This window comes from Pseudoalteromonas sp. SR45-1 (assembly GCF_014163655.1).
In the GTDB taxonomy this organism is placed as follows: domain Bacteria; phylum Pseudomonadota; class Gammaproteobacteria; order Enterobacterales; family Alteromonadaceae; genus Pseudoalteromonas; species Pseudoalteromonas distincta.
Genome location: NZ_JACJDR010000011.1, coordinates 60864 through 80953 on the forward strand (window position 1 = coordinate 60864; position 20090 = coordinate 80953).

19 protein-coding genes are annotated in these 20090 nt (G+C 38.7%); 5 read left to right on the forward strand and 14 right to left on the reverse strand.

Annotated elements, in window-relative coordinates:
• The first annotated feature begins 25 nt into the window (after positions 1 to 25).
• Entirely contained in the window at positions 26 to 751 is a 726-nt protein-coding gene (locus H5089_RS12525) for a tetratricopeptide repeat protein (RefSeq protein WP_182712320.1), read from the forward strand.
• 136 nt (positions 752 to 887) lie between these two features.
• Here H5089_RS12525 and H5089_RS12530 read toward each other — a convergent pair whose 3' ends face one another.
• From H5089_RS12530 to dnaK, 12 genes are all read right to left on the reverse strand, one after another.
• Positions 888 to 2282, reverse strand: coding sequence for a coniferyl aldehyde dehydrogenase (locus H5089_RS12530; RefSeq protein ID WP_182712368.1), 1395 nt, complete (start codon positions 2280 to 2282; stop codon positions 888 to 890).
• Between the two features lie 214 nt (positions 2283 to 2496).
• Positions 2497 to 3972 (reverse strand): SLC13 family permease, encoded by a 1476-nt coding sequence (locus tag H5089_RS12535; protein ID WP_182695174.1) that lies wholly within the window; start codon positions 3970 to 3972, stop codon positions 2497 to 2499.
• Positions 3973 to 3981: 9 nt separating this feature from the next.
• A complete protein-coding gene (locus H5089_RS12540; protein WP_182693761.1) occupies positions 3982 to 4938 on the reverse strand; it encodes a porin in 957 nt (318 codons plus the stop codon).
• A 176-nt stretch (positions 4939 to 5114) separates the two neighbouring features.
• Positions 5115 to 6479, reverse strand: a complete 1365-nt coding sequence (locus H5089_RS12545) for a sigma-54 dependent transcriptional regulator (protein WP_182712321.1) — start codon at positions 6477 to 6479, stop codon at positions 5115 to 5117.
• Complete coding sequence (locus H5089_RS12550; protein ID WP_182712322.1) at positions 6472 to 8202, reverse strand: ATP-binding protein; 1731 nt, start codon at positions 8200 to 8202, stop codon at positions 6472 to 6474. The genes H5089_RS12545 and H5089_RS12550 overlap by 8 nt, the downstream gene beginning before the upstream one ends.
• Positions 8203 to 8392: 190 nt before the next feature.
• Positions 8393 to 8656 (reverse strand): hypothetical protein, encoded by a 264-nt coding sequence (locus H5089_RS12555; RefSeq protein WP_024595558.1) that lies wholly within the window; start codon positions 8654 to 8656, stop codon positions 8393 to 8395.
• Positions 8657 to 8817: 161 nt separating this feature from the next.
• The gene (locus H5089_RS12560) at positions 8818 to 9069 is read right to left on the reverse strand and encodes a hypothetical protein (RefSeq protein ID WP_182712323.1); all 252 of its coding nucleotides are present in this window, start codon (positions 9067 to 9069) and stop codon (positions 8818 to 8820) included.
• A 305-nt stretch (positions 9070 to 9374) separates the two neighbouring features.
• The gene (locus H5089_RS12565; protein ID WP_182712324.1) at positions 9375 to 9743 is read right to left on the reverse strand and encodes a response regulator; all 369 of its coding nucleotides are present in this window, start codon (positions 9741 to 9743) and stop codon (positions 9375 to 9377) included.
• 92 nt (positions 9744 to 9835) lie between these two features.
• Complete coding sequence (locus H5089_RS12570; RefSeq protein WP_024595561.1) at positions 9836 to 10240, reverse strand: DUF1761 domain-containing protein; 405 nt, start codon at positions 10238 to 10240, stop codon at positions 9836 to 9838.
• Between the two features lie 150 nt (positions 10241 to 10390).
• Positions 10391 to 10852, reverse strand: a complete 462-nt coding sequence (gene ybaK, locus H5089_RS12575; protein WP_182712325.1) for a Cys-tRNA(Pro) deacylase — start codon at positions 10850 to 10852, stop codon at positions 10391 to 10393.
• Positions 10853 to 10947: 95 nt separating this feature from the next.
• Positions 10948 to 12087: a molecular chaperone DnaJ gene (gene dnaJ / locus H5089_RS12580; protein WP_002959065.1), complete on the reverse strand. Its 1140-nt coding sequence runs from the start codon at positions 12085 to 12087 to the stop codon at positions 10948 to 10950.
• A gap of 202 nt (positions 12088 to 12289) precedes the next feature.
• A complete protein-coding gene (gene dnaK / locus H5089_RS12585; protein WP_182712326.1) occupies positions 12290 to 14206 on the reverse strand; it encodes a molecular chaperone DnaK in 1917 nt (638 codons plus the stop codon).
• A 241-nt stretch (positions 14207 to 14447) separates the two neighbouring features.
• Between dnaK and H5089_RS12590 the strand changes: the two genes are divergently transcribed.
• Positions 14448 to 15263, forward strand: a complete 816-nt coding sequence (locus H5089_RS12590) for a thioesterase family protein (protein WP_182712327.1) — start codon at positions 14448 to 14450, stop codon at positions 15261 to 15263.
• On the opposite strand, the gene H5089_RS12595 is transcribed toward H5089_RS12590, so the two are convergent.
• Entirely contained in the window at positions 15252 to 15998 is a 747-nt protein-coding gene (locus tag H5089_RS12595; protein ID WP_182712328.1) for an ABC transporter substrate-binding protein, read from the reverse strand. The genes H5089_RS12590 and H5089_RS12595 overlap by 12 nt on opposite strands.
• A gap of 164 nt (positions 15999 to 16162) precedes the next feature.
• On the opposite strand from H5089_RS12595, the gene H5089_RS12600 reads away from it, so the two are divergent.
• From H5089_RS12600 to H5089_RS12610, 3 genes are read left to right on the forward strand one after another with little or no spacing between them, the layout of a single operon-like run.
• Positions 16163 to 17329 (forward strand): paraquat-inducible protein A, encoded by a 1167-nt coding sequence (locus H5089_RS12600; RefSeq protein ID WP_024595565.1) that lies wholly within the window; start codon positions 16163 to 16165, stop codon positions 17327 to 17329.
• Positions 17326 to 18981, forward strand: a complete 1656-nt coding sequence (gene pqiB / locus H5089_RS12605; RefSeq protein WP_182695179.1) for an intermembrane transport protein PqiB — start codon at positions 17326 to 17328, stop codon at positions 18979 to 18981. The genes H5089_RS12600 and pqiB overlap by 4 nt, the downstream gene beginning before the upstream one ends.
• Complete coding sequence (locus H5089_RS12610) at positions 18981 to 19589, forward strand: PqiC family protein (RefSeq protein WP_182712329.1); 609 nt, start codon at positions 18981 to 18983, stop codon at positions 19587 to 19589. Before pqiB ends, H5089_RS12610 begins: the two co-directional genes overlap by 1 nt.
• Here the strand turns inward: H5089_RS12610 and H5089_RS12615 are convergent.
• Positions 19586 to 19927 (reverse strand): GNAT family N-acetyltransferase, encoded by a 342-nt coding sequence (locus tag H5089_RS12615; RefSeq protein ID WP_310735809.1) that lies wholly within the window; start codon positions 19925 to 19927, stop codon positions 19586 to 19588. The two genes, H5089_RS12610 and H5089_RS12615, sit on opposite strands and share 4 nt — an antisense overlap.
• Positions 19928 to 20090 lie beyond the last annotated feature (163 nt).

A 20090-nucleotide genomic window follows, 5' to 3' on the forward strand; every position in this document is an offset into this window, starting at 1 on the left:
ACTATTACTAATTGGAGACATTAATATGTCACAGTTTAATTTAAAAGCACTCATTCTTGCTGGCGTTTTACTTGCCAGCCCTTTCGCTCATGCAACATTAGAAGGTGGCATAAGAGCAGCTAACGAAGGTGAATTTGCAGTCGCCCTAAAAGAGTTCCAATACCTAGCAGATAAAGGCTTTGCGCCAGGAATTTACGAACTAGCCAAATTATACGAAGGTGGATACGGTGTAACACGCGATTACCGCAAAGCAGCTGCGCTTTATCAACAAGGCGTTAAAAAGAACCATGCTGATTCGATGTTTGCTCTAGCTGTTTTATACGATGAAGGTAAAGGCGTAAAACTTGATCATCAAATGGCAGTTACCTTATTTGAAAAAGCAGCTAAGAAGAATTTACCTGCAGCTCAATTTAATTTGGGCGTAATGTACGCTAATGGCGTGGGTGTTACACGAGACTATGAAGCGGCACGTAACTGGTACGAAAAAGCAGCTGCAAACAATTACTCTTTAGCGCAATTTAATTTAGCCCTCATGTATTTTGAAGGACTAGGTATGCCAAAAGATCTTGAAAAGTCATATATTTGGAATACTATCGCTGAGTACAACGGTAATATGCAAGCGAGTCATAGCCGTAAACTTGATGAGCGTAAAATGCTGCCTAAAGAAATTGAAGCAGCTAAAGAAAAAGCCGATGCCATTTATGCAAAAATACAAGTGGGTACCTATGCTGGCGAAGGTCGCTTATTTTAAAGTCTTATTTTAGAGTTTAAGACCGTAGCTTTAAACTAATCTAAAAAAGGCTGAATTACATAATGTAATTCAGCCTTTTTAATATATCTTGATTAGCAAGTTAACACCTATTCAACTTTACCAAATCAGCACCCTATTATTTTATGTAAAGCCACTTTAGAAGCTTAATAATAAGTTTGCTTTGTTTTAGTAGCATAACAATGCGAGGATTACACGAGCCCGATACTAACGTATTTTTAGCATGGCTAAACGTTAAAAAACCTTCTATACCATGATAATGCCCCATTCCTGAATGGCCTACACCACCAAAAGGAGCATCGTCAGCAGTTACTTGCACTAAGGTATCGTTTATTGCCACAGTGCCACTGATTGTTTGCTTCATAATGTATTCTTGAGCGTGCTTATCTTGGCCTAAAATATAAAGCGCTAATGGGTGGTGATGAGCTTTAATATAGTCAATTGCGCTGTCGAGCTTTTCATAACTCATTATTGGCAGTATTGGACCAAATAACTCATCTTGCATAAGCTGCATTTCGTCAGTTACTTGAGTCACTAAATGCAGCCCCATACGATGCTTTTCTTCGTCTTGCTGATTGTGTTCAAGTGGCTTAATAATGTTTGCACCCAGTTCTTGGGCTTGCTCTAAGTAGGTTGCCAAACGTTTATAATGCGCATCGCTAATGATAGAAGTTAAGTTTTTACCTTCAACACCGTCTTTAAAATGCTTTTTATACAGCTCACATAATTGCTGAATAAGCTGATGTTCAAGCTCTTTGGGTACTAATACGTAGTCAGGTGCAACGCATATTTGCCCTGCGTTGGCCATTTTGCCAAACAGTAAGGCTTGTGCCGCTTTTTTAATATCGGCATTTTGCATAATAATAACTGGCGATTTACCACCGAGTTCAAGCGTTACCGGCGTTAAATTACGACTCGCTGACGCCATTACTAATTTACCTACGTTCGTAGAACCCGTAAATAATAAATGAGCAAATGGCAGTGATGAAAACTGTGCTGCAACATCACTCCCCCCTAGTATTATTTTACAATGAGCTTGCAGATCATCTTTAAATATTTTTTCGATAACGGCGTTTGTATGAGGTGTGAATTCGCTTAATTTAAGCATCACTCTATTACCGGCAGCTATGGCGGTAAGCACAGGTACTAACGCTAACTGAATAGGGTAATTCCACGGTGCAATAATACCAACCACACCTTTGGGCTGATAATTAACACTTACTTTTGAAGGCCATAAGCTTAAACCCACAGAGCGATTACTTGGCTTTGCCCATTTTGGCAATTTTTTAATAATGTGCGCGAGTGTTTGCACTGTAGGTAATATATCGCCTAGTAATGTATCGAAAGCGGTTCTGTAACCAAAGTCTTTTGAAGCAGCATCTACTAGCTCTTGCTCAAGTTCAACAATACGTACACGGAGTTTTTTCAATAAAACGAGACGTTTATCAATTGGCAAGTAAGGCGTTTCGAGAAAGCTTTTTTGCAATTCATCAAACTGGGGAATTAAAGGCATTGCATGTGATGTCTCAGTGCTCAAAATAGGTTACTCAATTTTTAAAGTTATTAACGACTATAACCTTGTTCTGTTTTTCGAGCAATAACACTAATTATCTAAAAAAGAGCTTCTTAAGCAATATAAATAAGCATAAAGAGTAGCTTTGTTTAAAACTGTAAATATAAACAAAGCTACTCTGGCATAGGTTGGTTAGAACTAATTTAGTTCAGCTTTAAAAGCCAAATACTTGGGCTGCAATCGTCATTGTAACCAACGTAATTAATACAATAGCCACAATGTTTAGCACAAAGCCCGCTCTTATCATGTCGCGCATTTGAATTTGCCCTGAGCCAAACACAATAGCATTTGGTGGTGTCGCTACCGGCATCATAAACGCACAACTACACGCTATAGCTGCAGGAATAACCCAAACCAATGGTGAACCTGTTATAGACTCTGCAACGGGCCCTAACAAAGGAAGAAAGCCAGCTGCAGTTGCTGTATTGCTTGTGATCTCAGTTAAAAACGTAATTAATGCCACAACAACAAGTACACTCATAACAAGTGGAATAGTGCTGGCGCCTTCAATTAGGTGAGCAATAAATTCAGCAAGCCCTGATGACTTAATTTGAGATGCAAGTGTAAGCCCGCCACCAAATAATAATAAAACGCCCCACGGCACTTTAGCTGCGCTTTCCCAATCAAGGATACGCTCATCTTTGCCTTTATTCGCTGGCATTACAAACAACAGCAATGCCGCTGCAATTGCAATAGTAGTATCTGAAATATTAAGACCTGTTATATCACCTAATAAAGGTCTAAATATCCAACACAGTGCTGCTAAAACAAACACAAATAACACGCCTTTTTCGGCGCGCTGCATTATACCTAGGCTTTTTAACTGCGTTGAAAACACCGCTTTTGTATCAATTTTTTGATCGTTTTTAATATTAGCATCTACTTTATACGCAAATTTAGTAAGCCAAACCCAGCTAATAATTAGCATGCCTAAAGACAGTGGTACGCCTACAATCATCCATTGCGCAAAGCCAATTTCTATTTGATAACTATCAGACAAGTACGCAGCCATTAAAGCATTAGGCGGAGTACCGATTAAGGTAGCAATACCACCAATACTTGCACCATAAGCGATTGATAACAGTAAAGCCTTACCAAAACCTTCATTACTCGGGTCTGATTGCTTAACTAAATTAGTAATTGAAAGCGCAATAGGCAGCATCATTACAGCTGTTGCGGTATTTGACATCCACATCGACAAAAATGCGGTTACCAGCATCATTGCTAAAATTTGCAAGCTTGGCTTTTTACCCGCATATAACATGGTGCTTAGCGCAATACGTTTATGTAACCCCCAACGCTCCATAGCAATAGAAATTAAAAAACCACCTAAAAATAAAAATATTAGCGGGTGCGCATACGGGGCAGCCACGCTTTTAATTGCTGCTATATCAGCAAGTGGTGATATTACCAGAGGGAGCAAAGCAGTTGCTGGAATTGGTACTACTTCGCTCACCCACCACGACGCCATCCAAAATGCTAAACCTGCGGTTTTAAATGCCGCTACAGACATACCCGTTGGTGGATCGAGTAAACATGTTAATAGCATTACTACAGGGCCTAGTATCAAAAAAAGCCATTGGAAATGTCTTTTCTTATCTGGTTTTTGCGTGAGTATATTATCTGTCATGGCAGGCCTCTAAAATTTGTATTTAAGACCAAGCGCAACACTGCTGTCGTCTTGTTCTTCTAAATTAAGGTCGGTGTATAAAAGGTAAGCAGTTGTTTGCTTATCAAATACATAGTCAAGGCCCGTAGTCCATTGCGTTGCCTCAGAAGTTTGACGAAGTAAAGAGTCATCTTTAGCAAACTGTAATTTAGGTACCCATTTATCAAGCGTATAGCTTGCACTTAACACATAACCGTTACCTGATTTTATACCATCTGTTGATTCAGAATGCTGATACAGTGCACCAAGCTGTAATTGTTCAAATTTATAGGCTGCTGCTATTCGGCTCGCATTAATATTATTAAGAGAATCAACATGGCTTAATGATAAGTAATATGAGGTGTTTTTTAAGCTTCGATCACCATAAATAAAGGTTGCTGCAAATCCAGCTTCGTTATCTTTGTTGTCGTCTTTTGGAGCGTAAGTAAACGAAAACTGCGTATTATGCCAATACTTAGAAGTGTATGTTAGCGTATCACCAAGTCTATCTTGTCCTGCAATAACTTGAGCTATGTCACCTTGGGTTTCATTAAAGTTATCAACTTTGCCTTCAGAGTATTTAAAGCGAGTATCATTTCTTCCCACTACAAGCTCGCCAAATTGACCTTTTAAACCAAGGTATGTATTCCTTGCACTAAATGGCTCTTCGGTGTCATCTTGCTCAAAGCCTTTTACTTGCACTTCGTATTTAAAAACAACGTTTAAATATTCATTTAATTTGTGTTGCCCTTGAATACCTATACGCGAAAATGGCGCTTCAATCTGCGTGCCTTCTTCTGCGTAACGCATAATACCCGTATCTGTATTAGCAATTTGCACTTCGGCTTTACCATAAACATCATATTCAGTAGCGCAAGCCGTGTACGAGTAAAAAGCAAAGCTACTTATTGAGGTGAGTAAAATAGTAGAGTGTGTAAACTTTATCATTATGTGTCCTAATTATTAGAATCTACTTGTTGTCAGACCTAATAAGGCAACTTTACTGCCAATGGTAAAATACTTTTATATTTCAGATGGTTAATGGGTGTTGCGTATAAAAAAGAGAATAAATGTGCGGTTTCCCACACACCATAAAAACGAAGTTGTCACATAAACCACACAATTTAGTCAATAAACATATCACGGTTTAAATTGTATTTACTCATTTTATCGTAAAGGGTTTTACGAGCGATTTGCAGAGTATCCATCGTATTTTTAATACTGCCATGGTTACGCTCTAGGGCTTCTTCTATTAACGACTGCTCATAAAAAGCAACTTTTTCAGATAAGCTTAAATCGGGAGAAAGCTCACCTTTAGCCTGCGTTTTGCTAACACTAAAAGCAAGTTCTACTCCTAATAAAACCGCGCGCTCAGCTTGGTTTCTAAGCTCCCTTACATTACCAGGCCAGTCGTACGCTAAGAGTCGCTGTTGTATTTCGCTATTAAGAGGTGCTGGCGGCTTGTGATAGCGTGTTGCTGCAATAGAGCTAAAATGCTTAAACAGTAATACTATATCTGCTTTGCGAGCTCTAAGTGGTGGTATATCTACTTTTACCAAACTTAGTCGATAATATAAATCTGCTCTAAATTCACCTTTTTCAACTAATAAAAGCAAATCTACTTTAGTGGCTGCAACAATTCTTATATCTAATTCAATTGCTTTATTATCACCTACTGGAGTTACTTTTCGCTCCTCTAATACGCGTAATAATTTAACCTGCAACGACATTGGGGTACTTTCTATTTCATCTAAAAAAACAGTACCACCTTGTGCGAATTCAAACTTTCCCTTACGAGTGTGAGTTGCTCCGGTATAGGCACCGCTTGCAGCACCAAATAACTCACTTTCTATCAACTGCTCAGGCACCGCGCCGCAATTTATAGCCACAAAGTTACTTGCTGAGCGAATACTTTGATCGTGTAAGTAACGCGCTACAAGCTCTTTACCCGTGCCAGTTTCACCTTCAATCATTACATCAGCTGGGGTATCAATAACCGTATTGAGTAAATGCATCATATCTTGCATTTTAGGAGTATCACCCAGTATTCGTACACCCGGCGCTGAGGTTTTTTGTACAGCAAGTTTTAGTGCACGATTTTGAATCACTAAGCTACGCTTGTCGCATGCTCTTGCTATGCAATCAAGCAATGTTTCGTTTACTGGTTTTTCAAATAAGTCATACGCGCCTAATTGCATAGCTTTAACAGCAATAGTTACATCGGCGTACCCTGTTAAAAATATAACCGGCAGTTCACTATCAAATGCCGTGACTTGCTCAAGCAAAGTAAGCCCATCCATTGTCGGCATATTTATGTCACTCAGTACAACGCCCATAAAACGTCGATTAAGCTTTGTTAGAGCCGTACTTGCATCATTAAAACACTCAACTGTATAGCCTTCGAGAGTAAGTAATTGTTTTAATGAATCTCTGATCATCGCTTCATCATCAACTACAATGATGTGCTTACACGGTGAGTTTTCAATCATCTGTTTTATCCTGCGTGCTTGATAGACTGATTATAAACTCAGCCCCGCCTTGCAGTCGATTGTGCGCACTTAAAGAGCCATTAAACGAGTCAATGATTTGTTTTGAAATAGATAATCCAAGGCCTAAGCCGTTACTCTCTTTAGTACTATAAAAAGGTTCGAAAATATTACCAAAAGCATGTTGCTCTATTCCAGGCCCTGTATCTAAAATTGAGAGTTTTACTCGATTATCAAAGCACTCAACATTAAAACTTAATTTACGTATTATTGCGCCATTCATAGCTTGGCTCGCGTTAGTTATTAAGTTAACCAACACTTGCTCAAATTTAAGTGAATCAACCCACACTATTAACCCACTATCTAAATTAGGCTGCTCTACGTGTACGTTATCTTGTTTTAGTTGTGAGCTGGCAATCATCAAGGCGTTATTTAATAAACCAGCTAACGGATAAGGCCTTAATTGAGTTTGTGATGGTTTGCTAAAATGTTTTAGCTGCCCCACTATTTTGTGTACGCGACCTACAAGCCCCTCAATCACAGTTATGCTTTCGCCAAGTGCGGTGTAATTTTGCTTAGCGAGTAAACGTTTGGCGCTTGCTAGGTAAGTATTCATAGCGCTAAGGGGCTGGTTTATTTCGTGATTAATACCTGCGCTTAACTGCCCAATTGTTGCAAGTTTTGCTGATTGAACTAATGCAACTTGCGTTTTCTCAAGCTCTTGTGTGCGCTCAATCACTTTTTGCTCAAGACTATGCCTAGAGTAAACGAGCTTTTTATAACCCGCAAAACGAGCAAGTAAACTATAACCAACAATAATAACTAAAGCATAAATGCTAAATGCCCAAAACAAGCGTATTAATTGAGCTGAATTTACTTTTGTAATATCAACAAGTACGTTCATATGTGCACTAAAGTAACGCAATGGTTTTGTCGCACTCACATAAAGGTTTTTATTAATTTTGAAATGCGAAATACCCTGGCTCTTATATTGAAATTGCTTAATATATACAGGTTGATGATCTAAATAAGCACGGCGTAACTTTATATTACGTCGCTTTGTTATATCAAACTCACTGAAGCTATTTAAACGCCATGTTTGCATATCAGACATCGCAATTACATTATCACTAAGCTCTAAATAAAAATGGCTACCTTTAGATGTATTTAAAAGCTCTCTGTCGTTTTCAAATTTGCTTACATTCACTTTTAATACAACAACACCAACCGCTTTGTTGTCGTGATAAACAGCCTGCGAAAAATAAATACCACGCTCTTTTGAACGCATACCTAGTGCAAAGTAGGCCACTTTTTCACCTGCAAATGCACGTTTAAAGTAAGGTCTAAAGGCAAAGTTACTGCCTAAAAATGTGTAATCGGCTTGCCAGTTACTACTTGCCGTTACTGCGCCTTGGGCATTCAGTACAAATATATCTGATGCACCACTGGCTTGTTGTATATCAGCTAAGTAGTTATTTATAGCGTTGTAATGGGCTTGGTCGCCGTTTGCAAATTCAATCATTAACTGATTATAAGTAAGTAGCTGGGGAATAGCCGAAAAACGAGCGAGTTCAGTATCAATGTAATTATTTAATTGAGTAACCTGACGCTGCGCTTGAGCTGTTGCTTTTTCAATATCGTGAGCGCGGCCTACCCAAAATGTAACAACCAAAATTAATACTAATAATATACATACTGTAATTATTTTTTTAGAAAACGTAAACATGGCCTACCCGAGAAATAGCCTAAAAATTTAAGGTCGCTAGTGTAACGACTTATATGAGGCAGGGATATAAACTTTTTGTTAACAAATGAATTTAATTATACTTGTTAATTAAATTTAGTCCTAAAAACAAAAAACACCGCAAACAGTTGTGCTTGCAGTGTTTAAGGTTTAGAACAAAATTAATACGTTATTAATTTGTAGCTAAAGCTGATCTGTTTTTTAGGTATTTGTATAAACCAATTAATGAAGCAGCTATCCAAAATATTTCTATCACAAAGCTCGCTAAATTAAAGTTATAGCAAAGGCTAATTAACAACAAAATCGCCCCTGTTAAATTCATCATATTATACGTTAGGCTAGATGGAGACGTCTTTCCTAGCTGCAGTAAGAAAAATGAACCAACTACTAAAAAAGTACCTGTCATACCTATGATGTCAAATAAGAGTGCTATCACGAAACTATCCTTTATCCATTTTTAAATAACCCAATAAACTGGCCCGATCCATGGGGAGGGTATTTTTTCATTCATTGAAACAGCAAACCGAGCGATTCTATCAATATGGTAAATTCTAACAAGGCCATATGTCCGTATGAATAAATTTTACTGTATCTGAATTATTTAAACGTTACTTTGCCACCAATTATTTTATAGGCAGGTGCACCACGAATAATCGCTTCTCGGGCAAAAGGCCGAGTACAGTTAGGGCAAATACAGGGCTCTTGTGTAAAGTCTTGACTAATACGCTCTTTAAAACACTTAACTAATGCTCCTTTGCCTCCTTTTCGATATTTAAATAAGGAAGCTTTACAAGCAGAGCAAAAAATATCGACCGTTTTAGTGGGGCCTTTTTTATTAGGTTTTGCCATTAAGTCCTGCTGTACTGTATAAAAAATTATTCTTTATTATACCAGTTTATACCAATTCGTTTAATTAAGTGATCTATTTTGAGGGTAGAAAAACGTGTTGATAGCTAGGCGAAAATTCGCTATTTAACTGTTCTAAATGAGAATTTTTTAACACAGGGAGCGATACATTTAGCCTCGCAAAATGATTAAGTATCATTGCTCATTGGTATTAGGTGGGTAAAGGTGACCACTGGGTTTTAGAATTTTTACGCGGTATGGTTATTAAAGTGAGCTCATAATAATTTAATGATGATGAAAAATATAACCTAATCTTTGAAAAAGAAGCGGTTTAATTGAGATGATAATACATTCATATTAAAAGGTTTGATTATAAACCCCGATACTTTAGCCGCAATTACTTGCTTAACTTTATCTGTACTATCCTCACAGGTAACCATCAACACAGGAATATCAGCAAGGGCTCTGTCTTTTCGAATGTTTGTGAGTAAATCAACGCCATCCATTTTTGGCATATGAAGATCTGTAATAACCAAATCGAAATGTTGCTCACGTAATAAAGCCAAAGCTTGTAATCCATCTGTAGCTTCAACGATATTGCAATACTCCAACTTTCTTAGCATATTAATTAAAACATGACGCATGAGTGGCATATCATCAACTACTAATATTTTCATTAATACTGCTACCAAATCATGTAAATACGATTATATAAACCTACTCTACTCTCAGGTAAGAATCAAACCGGGCATTAATGGCAACTCAACCCTTACGGCCAAATACCTAAAATAAGCCCCATTAACGAAAACTGTAAAATACAGTAACTCCCATTAATTAAAAATAGTTTTAAAGGGCGTTGCTCAAATATATAACTTAACCCTAGTGAACTACTGATCCAAAAAAAGCCGATCACAAAGCCTGTTCCTACACACTCAACTAAACTTGCGTCTTTACCTAAAAATAGAGACAACATTAAAGCCGCTATAAATACTAAAAAGAAGCTGCCGCCAAATATCAACTTAGGATTGGCTGATTGTAAATCAAGGTCAGTTAAGCCAATACTTTCTAGCCAAGCGTTTTTAAAGAGTGCTTTTGAGTACCATATGCCGCCAAGCATAAAAGAAGACAGTGCAGCCACCAGTATTGCAAAATAATCTACATCTAAAAGGTTCATACAAACAGCCGTATACAAAATGTGTAATACCGTTTGGTATTAAATATTAACGGTATAAAGATACTCTCAATGTAGTTACAAATAAGGTATTGAGCAAATTGCTTAACTTGAGTTAATTGCCTTTATGGAGAGTAATTTTAAAAATAAAGGCTATAAATCGCCAAATTTAGCGCTAGTTAACGCCGCTAAATTAGTTGGGGAGAGTGCGATTTCTAAACCTCGCTTTCCGGCGCTCACATAAATAGTATCAAAAAGTGAAGCACTACTATGAATAAACGTAGCTAAGCGTTTTTTTTGTCCAAGTGGACTTACTCCCCCTAAAATATAACCAGTGCTAGCTTGAACTTTTTGCGGGGCAGCCATGGCTACTTTTTTGGCACCACATAATTTTGCCAACTGTTTTAAGTTAACTTGTTGCGACACAGGAGTAACAGCAACAATTAGCTGCCTTTCATGCGTTTCAAGAACGAGAGTTTTATATACTTGGGCGTTATCTAAATTTAACTTTTCAACAGCTTCAAGCCCATATTGACTATTACCTGCATCGTGTTCGTAACTGAGTACTTCAAAGGGGATTTTTTGTTTTTTAAGTAATTCGATTGCTGGGGTCATACTATTTAATCGTGTTTTTTTTAACAGTAACAAAAATAAAATTTAAAGCAAAAAAAAACGACGCTAAAAAGCGCCGTTTCATTATTAATAATAATTTACTTAGTTAAATCATCAAAAAACTTTTTAACACCGTCAAAAAAGCCTTGCTCTTTAGGACGATTTTTCGAGCTATCTGTACCCATACTTTCATCTAACTCTTGCAGTAGTTCACGTTGACGCTCGTTAAGATTAACTGGCGTTTCGATTACTACCTTACAAATTAGATCGCCTTGGGCACCACTTCGAACAGACTTAACGCCTTTGCCACGCATACGGAACATTTTGCCCGTTTGCGTTTCAGAAGGTATTTTAAGTTTTGCACGACCATCAAGTGTAGGCACCTGAATTTCGCCACCAAGACCTGCTGTTGTAAAGCTAATTGGTACTTCACAGTATAAATTATTTGCTTCACGTACAAATATTTCATGTTCGCGAACAGATACTTGCACGTACAAATCGCCAGATGGCGCGCCGTGCATTCCGGCTTCACCTTCACCAGTTAAGCGGATACGGTCTCCTGTATCAACGCCAGCTGGAATTTTAACTGAAAGCGTTTTAGTTTTTTCTACGCGGCCCTGGCCATGACATTTGTTACAAGGGTCTGAAATAATCTGACCTTGTCCCTGACACGTTGGACACGTTTGCTGAACAGCAAAGAAACCTTGGCGCATTTGTACTTGGCCAGCACCATGACACGTAGTACATGTTTTAGGCTTAGAACCTGCTTTAGCACCACTGCCATCACATGGCTCACAACCCACCCATGTTGGTACTTTAATTTCAACTTCTTTACCACGAACCGCTTCTTCTAAGCTCAAGTCCATGTTGTAACGTAAGTCAGAACCACGTTGTTGACGAGATTGACGTCGACCACCGCCGCCACCAAAAATATCGCCAAATACGTCACCAAATACATCACCAAAATCGCCATGACCGCCACCAAAGCCGCCATGACCACCGCCACCGCCTTGCTCAAATGCCGCGTGACCATGTTGGTCATACATTTGACGTTTTTGAGGATCGGTTAAAATCTCGTAAGCTTCTTTAACTTCTTTAAATTTAGTTTCAAGCTCTTTATCGCCTGCGGTACGATCTGGATGATATTTCATCGCTAAGCGTTTATACGCTTTTTTTATGTCTCGCTCACTCGCATCTTTGCTTACGCCGAGGGCTTCGTAATAATCGCGTTTTGACATATCTATCACACTACTCTTTTCTGTTTGCAGCGTGAGCTGCTGGATAAACCGATAAATCGCATCGATTTATCATTGAATTTTTAAACCTTAAATACATGCAAAAGGCGCGACAAGCTATTGCTCGCGCGCCTCAATTGTTCATCCTAACCTAAACACTCGATTGAGTTAAGTGTTTTTGGCTAGCGAGAAGCGTTAGCAACAATTACTTGTCGTCTTTCACTTCTTCGAACTCTGCATCAACAACGTCGTCGTCTTGCTTAGCTGATTGCTGTTGCTCGCCTGCATCTGCTGAACCTTGCTGTGCTTTCGCTTGTGCAATTTCCATTAGTTTTTGAGACTTTTCAGCAAGAGATTGAGTTTTAGCTTCAATCTCTTCTTTGTTGTCGCTCTTAATAGCAGCTTCTAAATCTACAACAGCCGCTTCAATCGCTTCTTTGTCTTCGCTTGGTAATGCATCGCCAGCTTCTTCAATTTGCTTACGAGTACCGTGTACTAGAGCATCAGCTTGGTTACGAGCAGCTACAAGTTCTTCAAACTTTTTATCGTCTTCAGCATGTGCTTCTGCATCACGAACCATTTTTTCAACTTCTTCATCGCTTAGGCCTGAAGATGCTTGAATTGTGATTTTTTGCTCTTTACCTGTATCTTTATCTTTTGCAGATACATGTAAGATACCATCGGCATCAACATCGAATGTTACTTCGATTTGCGGTGTACCACGTTGTGCTGGGCGAATACCTTCTAGGTTAAATTGACCTAGAGATTTATTGTCGCTTGAACGTTTACGCTCACCTTGTAACACGTGAATTGTTACAGCAGATTGGTTATCTTCAGCTGTTGAGAATGTTTGCGATTTCTTAGTAGGAATCGTCGTGTTTTTCTCAATTAATGCTGTCATTACTGAGCCCATTGTCTCAATACCTAGAGATAATGGAGAAACGTCTAGTAATAGTACATCTTTAACGTCACCAGCAAGTACACCACCTTGAATCGCTGCGCCTACTGCAACTGCTTCATCAGGGTTTACGTCTTTACGTGGTTCTTTACCGAAGAAATCAGCAACTGTTTTTTGTACTAAAGGCATACGTGTTTGGCCACCAACAAGAATAATATCGTTGATGTCGCTTACTGATAAATCAGCATCAGCAAGTGCACGTTTAAGTGGCTCTAGAGATTTAGTTACTAAATCTTCAACTAGTGATTCAAGCTTAGCACGTGTTAGTTTCACGTTCATGTGCTTAGGACCAGATGCATCAGCAGTTACATACGGAAGGTTTACTTCAGTTGATTGTGCAGATGACAGTTCAATTTTTGCTTTTTCAGCAGCTTCTTTAACACGTTGCATTGCAAGAGGATCAGTTTTTAAGTCTAAACCTTGATCTTTCTTGAATTCAGCTACTAAGTAGTTGATTACACGGTTATCGAAATCTTCACCACCTAAGTGTGTATCACCGTTTGTAGCAAGTACTTCAAAAGTGTGCTCGCCTTCAACTTCATCAATTTCAATGATTGATAAATCGAAAGTACCGCCACCTAAGTCATATACTGCAACGATGTTTTCGCCACGGTTTTTATCCATACCGTAAGCAAGTGCCGCAGCAGTTGGCTCATTGATAATACGTTTAACTTCAAGACCCGCAATACGGCCAGCATCTTTCGTTGCTTGACGTTGTGAATCGTTAAAGTATGCAGGTACTGTGATTACAGCTTCAGTTACTTCTTCACCTAAGAAGTCCTCTGCCGTTTTCTTCATTTTTTTCAGTACTTCAGCAGAAATTTGTGGTGCAGCGCGTTTTTCGCCACCCGCTTCTACCCATGCATCGCCGTTATCAGCTTTGATGATTTTAAACGGCATAATGCCGATATCGCGTTGTACTTCTTCGTCTTCAAAACGACGACCAATTAAACGCTTGATTGCAAATAATGTGTTTGTCGGGTTAGTAACCGCTTGACGCTTAGCAGATTGACCTACTAATGTTTCGCCGTCTTGCGTGTAAGCAATAATAGACGGGGTTGTGCGATCGCCTTCCGCGTTTTCAATAACACGTGCTTTGCCACCATCAAGTACTGCAACACAAGAGTTTGTAGTACCTAAATCGATTCCAATAATTTTACCCATGAAACTTCTCCAACTTCAATATTCGTTAATACGTTCGATGACATAGTAAATAGGGATGCGCCAAACTTATTTCAACTGTAAAAATGAAAAAAAATCCATTTTTTGTGATTTATTTACAAAATAACCCTAATAATTGTAAGGAATGGTGATTTTTGCACCGCCAGAGACGTTTTTAATTACTGGTCTGACTAGTTTGGTTGTGTTATAAATTTATTAAATCGCACTATAAAAGGACATCTTCATGCATTTTGAACAATTACTTCTCCAAGCTGCAAAAATTGGAAGTTCAGACAATACCGAACAATTAACTAGCACAATGCAATTTCCAGAAAACTGGTGCCAAGGCAGAACTGCTTTTGGTGGTCTCTCAGCCGCACTGTTGTATCAAGCTATCAGAGGAAAAGTATCTAATGATCGTCGCCTACTCTCACTCAGTACAAATTTTGTAGGGCCATTACTAGCTGATACTCCTTTTTCGTTATCGGTAGAAATATTACGACAAGGTAAAAGCAGCACACAGGTACTCGCCAAAGCCATTCAAAATGAACAAGTGTGTGTAATTGTACAAGCGTGTTTTGCTAAAAGTAGAGAGTCGGGTGTAAATGTGCCTGTTTCAAAGTCTTTAGGGTTAAAACCGGTAGACGAGCGCCAAACTCTACCTTTTATTAAAGACCAGATGCCTGAATTTTTTCAACATGTTGATTTATGCCCTCAACAAGGTGCCATGCCATTTAGCAGCGCAGAAACGTCTCACTTAGGGGGCTGGATGCGCTTTAAGCACACCCCAGAGCAAATAACTGAAGCGCATGTAATTGCATTAACAGATGCATGGCCACCTACGTTATTACAAATGTTTAAACAACCCGCTCCAGCTAGTAGCATGTCATGGTATTTAGAGTTTGTACAAGAGCCAAACTTATCACCTGGCGAATGGCTTGGCTTTGAAGCAATCACTCATCACTCAAAAGATGGTTACGGTTTAGAAGATGGCTGTATATGGTCACAATCCGGTGAGCTAATAGCGCTTACACGTCAAACAGTGGCGTTATTTGATTGATGAATGGGTTTGGCCTTCATCAACAATTCTTTTATAAGTACCGTATTGCTTGATGAGCGCCAAACCAATATCAAACTCAGTAGCTAAAGAGAAGTTATTAAAATAAGCAGGTCGCTCTGCTTTTGGAAATAAAGTGTAAATTTGCACAGCTTCGGGTGATTTATGTTGATTGTAGTAATAGTAAAAAATACGCTTGTCTAACACAATTACATCCACCCAATCTTTTAACAGCTTATCTACTTGCGCTTTTTGATTAATAACCTCTTGATATGAGCTAAAGTGTTTAACATTACTTTTAAATATAGAAGGCAGATATGCAGTTGCATTTTGAAAAGCAAGAACGTTTTTATTAAACATGCCTTCTATTTTATCAATATTATATTTATTTCGCTTGAGTGTGATGGCTACATTTTCATAATTAAGTACCGGTTTACTTGAGTAAATACCAGGACTACTTCTTCCTGCATAATTTAAAAGTATATCTACTCCTTTATTATGCAATTGATGCTCAGCGCGTTTATTCGACATACATTGCACATTAATATTAGCAAATCCATTAGCCTTTAACGCGGCTTTGATTAAACCTAGGTGTATACCCGAGTCTGTTTTTGCAAAAACATAGGGCGGAATTGATGCGCTCGCGGCGATAATTACTTCTCTCTCTTTATTAATAGCCACAGCATTTTGCGAGAAAATAAAGAGCCACATTAATATGCAGTACAAATAATATTTCACACGCTTCCTTTATATAACGAGCAGCTTGATGGCAGAACGCGTTGTATTAATGTATTAAATATAGCAAAATTGAAGAAATATTCTTCTTGCTTGGTATTAAATTGCAAACTGTCTGCCCTTGTTGTGATCTGATCATAGATATACCTCGCATAATCGCAAAACAAATGGCGATATGCCCGCATTGTCACCATAAACTTTGCGAAGCCGATGTTAATCACGACAGTCGCATAGTTGCACTAAGCTTTAGCGCACTATTAATGTTGCTCAGCAGTATGTTTTACCCTTTTATTTCATTTAGTAGTAGCGGTATAACTCAAACTATTACACTACCCGACGCGGCTCGAATTTTGTTTAATTATGATAGTGAGCTACTTGGCTTATTTATTGATTTGAGCATTATTGCCCTGCCCATGGGTTTGCTTGTTATTTTAATTCCTTTGCATCTTGGGCTTTTAAAAGCATTACCAGAGAGCATTGCAAGGCGACTACTAAAGTTCACTTTGGCGTTAGAGCCTTGGATTATGTCGGAAATATTTTTAATTGGCGTACTTGTTAGTATGGTTAAAATCATGTCGCTGGCTGATATTAGCTTCGGCACGAGTTTTTGGGCTTATGTGGGGTTTGTTATTTTATACATAGCTGCACTTGTTCACTTAAATCGCCCACGCTTATGGGCTCAAATAAAGCCTGTAAAAGTACTCGAAGGCGCAGAGCATGCTAAACGTGCAATAGATGAAAATATTAAAGCCTGCCATGTGTGCCATCAACTATGTACTGGTAATATTTGCCAGCGTTGCCATACAAAAACACACGTCAGAAATCCTTATAGCGTACAAAAAGCAGCAGCTTGGCTAATTACTTCTGTTGTTTGTTATATTCCAGCAAATGTTTTACCTATTATGCACACCACTAGCCTTGGGGATGAATCCCCTTCGACTTTAATTGGTGGTGTTATTACTCTTTGGAAAAGTGGCTCCTACCCTATTGCCGCTATTATATTTTTAGCCAGCGTTGTGGTGCCACTTGCTAAAGCTTTTGTATTGAGCTTTTTATGCTTTATGGTTACAAGGCCTGCCAATAAACATACAAAAAGTTACACCCGAATTTATCAACTGACTGAGTTTATTGGTAAATGGTCGATGATAGATGTATTCGTGGTTGCTATTTTAGTGGCCTTAGTTCAACTGGGTAATTTAATGTCAGTAACGCCAGGATTAGGCATTGTATTTTTTACAGTTATGGTAATATGCCAAATGATGGCTGCCCATGCCTTTGACCCACGCTTATTGTGGGATTCCCCTAAAAACAAAAAATCAGAGAACAAAGCATGACCGAAACCGCCGAAATAACAAAAGAACCGAAAATTTCCGCTATCTGGATCATTCCGGCAATTGCGCTTTTAGTGGGCATGTGGATGTTATACCAATACCAAGCTAATAAAGGCCCTACTATTTTTATCGAAATGCCACAAGCAGAAGGTATTATTGCAGGTAAGACTGAAATAAAAGTGCGCAGTGTAAAAATAGGTCAAATTGATCATGTTCGGCTATCCGACACGCAAGACAGCGTAATTGCTCGCGCGCAAATAGATAAAAATTACAACGAGCTACTGACTAACGATGCCAAAATTTGGGTCGTGAAACCACGCATTGATGAAACAGGTATTAGCGGGATGAGTACGTTATTGTCTGGTGTATATTTAGAGTTTTCACCCGGTGAAAGTAAAGAACTAAAAGAGCGTTTTAAGTTACAAGATGAACCCGCCCTCATTGGTAAAGATGTGAAAGGTGGTCGTTTTAAATTAATGAGTTACAACGCTGAAGTACTTGATGTAAGCACCGGTATATTCTTCAAAAATTATAAAATAGGGCAAATAGAAACCGCCACTTTTGATTGGGAAAACCAAGCAATGAAGTATGGCGTATTTATTAAAGCCCCTTATCAAAATCTGATCACCATGAACTCAATATTTTGGGTGAACGCAGGAATTGAAATTGACCTATCTGCCGATGGTATCAATATTAATACGGGCTCTTTGAGTAAACTATTAAAAGGCGGTATTTCGGTTGGTTTACCTGAACAACAGGCCCCGGGTGAAATAGCACAAGATGGGCATAGCTTTTCATTAAGCCAAAGCTATAAAGAGGCGTTAGAAGAGCGCTTTTATGATTTTGATTACTACCTAATTGAATTTGAACAGTCAGTTCGAGGACTACGCACAGGTGCACCTGTCGAATACAGAGGTATGCGTGTAGGTACTGTTGTTGAAACCCCTGCCAATGTAATTATTGACGGTAAACCTGCCCACTTTAGAAACCATAATACGGCGGTTCCAGTGCTTATAAAAGTAGAATACGGACGCTTGTATCATGACAGTGCTTCAGCAAAAGAGTATTGGCAAGGCAGTTTAAAGGGCTGGATTGAAAGTGGGATGCGCGCCTCGTTAAAGCCTGGTAATTTATTAACGGGTGCTGTGTATGTAGATTTTGATATATACCCCGACGCGCCAGAAGCGCACCTAGGTAAACTTGTGCAGTATGATGTTTTTCCGAGTATTTCAAGCGGTATAACTGTATTAGCAGATCAAGTTTCTGACGTACTTAATAAGGTAAATAACTTAAAAGTTGAAGATAGCTTGGCACAAATGCAAGCTACATTTACCGATTACCGAGCGCTTGCTAATGAAATGCGAGAGCTGCTAAGCCAAAAAGATACACAAAACTTACCTGGCGACTTTAACCGTAATTTCGAAAAGATGACAAAAAGCATGGAGCAGTTTGAAGTCACTATGCGCCAATTTGATAAAACCATGGCCAGTTACCAAGCCGGTTCTGAACTTCATCATCAAATACAGCAAACATTAAAAGAGTTTAAACGTTTAAGTGAGGGCCTACAGCCTCTAACTCGCGGATTAAACGAGCAACCTAATATGCTAATTTTTGATAAATCATTACCAGCAGATCCAAAACCAAGGAAGCAATAATGAAATCGTTATTTTTAATTGCAAGTTTATTATTACTATTGGCAGGTTGTAGTTCATCAATACAAACTGCGACACAGTATTACCAGTTTGAGCAGCCTATAGGTGCATCGTCTCGAAACGTTGCAGATACAGATGCGCAACTAAGAATACAAACTGTTGTACTTAGAGGCGCTTTAAATAATTTGGGCATTGCTATGAAAATAGATAGCAACCAAATTCATGCTGCAAATTATAACCTGTGGGGCGAATCGCCGGATGTAATGCTTACTGCAACAGCCCAGCAAACACTTTTTAATGCTATGCCCAACTGGATGGTAATAAAAGGCTTACCGGTCATTACTGAACTTGATCAACAAACGTTTTATGAGCTTGAATACGAAATTCACCACTTTAATGGCGATATGCAAGGTAACGCTGATATTTCTGGGCTTTGGCGTTTATATTACACACACCCTGAAACAGGCCGACGCCTTATAAGTATTAATAATTTTTCGCAATTGGTCCCTATTGATGATGATGGCTATGATGGCTTGGTTTCGACACTTGAAGCAACATGGCTAAATATAAACCTAAATGTTGCAAAACAAATAGAACAAGCAAGACTTTAATCGTTAAGTGACAATATAATCACGGCGGTTTTATCATCATTGATAACCGCCTTGCCCTTTATTTTAAAGCCCAATTTTAACAACACATTCTGCGATGCCCTATTATCTGGTGATGTTATTGCACACAGTTTTGTAATTCCAAATTCATGCTTATATTGCAAAAGTGCGCTGGCCGCTTCAAAAACATAACCCTTTTTTTCAAAAACGCTTACAAGTGCAAAACCTAAATCAGGTTGCAGTAACGCGGCGCGTTTATAAAACCCAACAACGCCAACCACTACAGCATTATGCAAAGTAATAATGTAAGGCCCAAAGCCTTGGCGTACATGAGAAGCAATAAATGACTAGGGCCTGTTGACCTTTCAGGATTAAAATTTGTTCAATCTAGGGGCGATTTAATCGCGGCGTGAGGTTTATAACCTAGTGGGCTAAGTAAAAACCGAGCAACAAAGAGTTAATTGCCCCTAGGTAGAACCCTTCGGGCAGCGCATGTTTGGCATT

Bases quoted from the DNA above. Each gene is read 5' to 3' on its own strand.
- H5089_RS12525 (WP_182712320.1), top strand. From the start codon at position 26: ATGTCACAGTTTAATTTAAAAGCACTCATTCTTGCTGGCGTTTTACTT.
- H5089_RS12530 (WP_182712368.1), bottom strand. From the start codon at position 2,282: ATGCCTTTAATTCCCCAGTTTGATGAATTGCAAAAAAGCTTTCTCGAA.
- H5089_RS12535 (WP_182695174.1), bottom strand. From the start codon at position 3,972: ATGACAGATAATATACTCACGCAAAAACCAGATAAGAAAAGACATTTC.
- H5089_RS12540 (WP_182693761.1), bottom strand. From the start codon at position 4,938: ATGATAAAGTTTACACACTCTACTATTTTACTCACCTCAATAAGTAGC.
- H5089_RS12545 (WP_182712321.1), bottom strand. From the start codon at position 6,479: ATGATTGAAAACTCACCGTGTAAGCACATCATTGTAGTTGATGATGAA.
- H5089_RS12550 (WP_182712322.1), bottom strand. From the start codon at position 8,202: ATGTTTACGTTTTCTAAAAAAATAATTACAGTATGTATATTATTAGTA.
- H5089_RS12560 (WP_182712323.1), bottom strand. From the start codon at position 9,069: ATGGCAAAACCTAATAAAAAAGGCCCCACTAAAACGGTCGATATTTTT.
- H5089_RS12565 (WP_182712324.1), bottom strand. From the start codon at position 9,743: ATGAAAATATTAGTAGTTGATGATATGCCACTCATGCGTCATGTTTTA.
- H5089_RS12570 (WP_024595561.1), bottom strand. From the start codon at position 10,240: ATGAACCTTTTAGATGTAGATTATTTTGCAATACTGGTGGCTGCACTG.
- ybaK (WP_182712325.1), bottom strand. From the start codon at position 10,852: ATGACCCCAGCAATCGAATTACTTAAAAAACAAAAAATCCCCTTTGAA.
- dnaJ (WP_002959065.1), bottom strand. From the start codon at position 12,087: ATGTCAAAACGCGATTATTACGAAGCCCTCGGCGTAAGCAAAGATGCG.
- dnaK (WP_182712326.1), bottom strand. From the start codon at position 14,206: ATGGGTAAAATTATTGGAATCGATTTAGGTACTACAAACTCTTGTGTT.
- H5089_RS12590 (WP_182712327.1), top strand. From the start codon at position 14,448: ATGCATTTTGAACAATTACTTCTCCAAGCTGCAAAAATTGGAAGTTCA.
- H5089_RS12600 (WP_024595565.1), top strand. From the start codon at position 16,163: ATGGCGATATGCCCGCATTGTCACCATAAACTTTGCGAAGCCGATGTT.
- pqiB (WP_182695179.1), top strand. From the start codon at position 17,326: ATGACCGAAACCGCCGAAATAACAAAAGAACCGAAAATTTCCGCTATC.
- H5089_RS12610 (WP_182712329.1), top strand. From the start codon at position 18,981: ATGAAATCGTTATTTTTAATTGCAAGTTTATTATTACTATTGGCAGGT.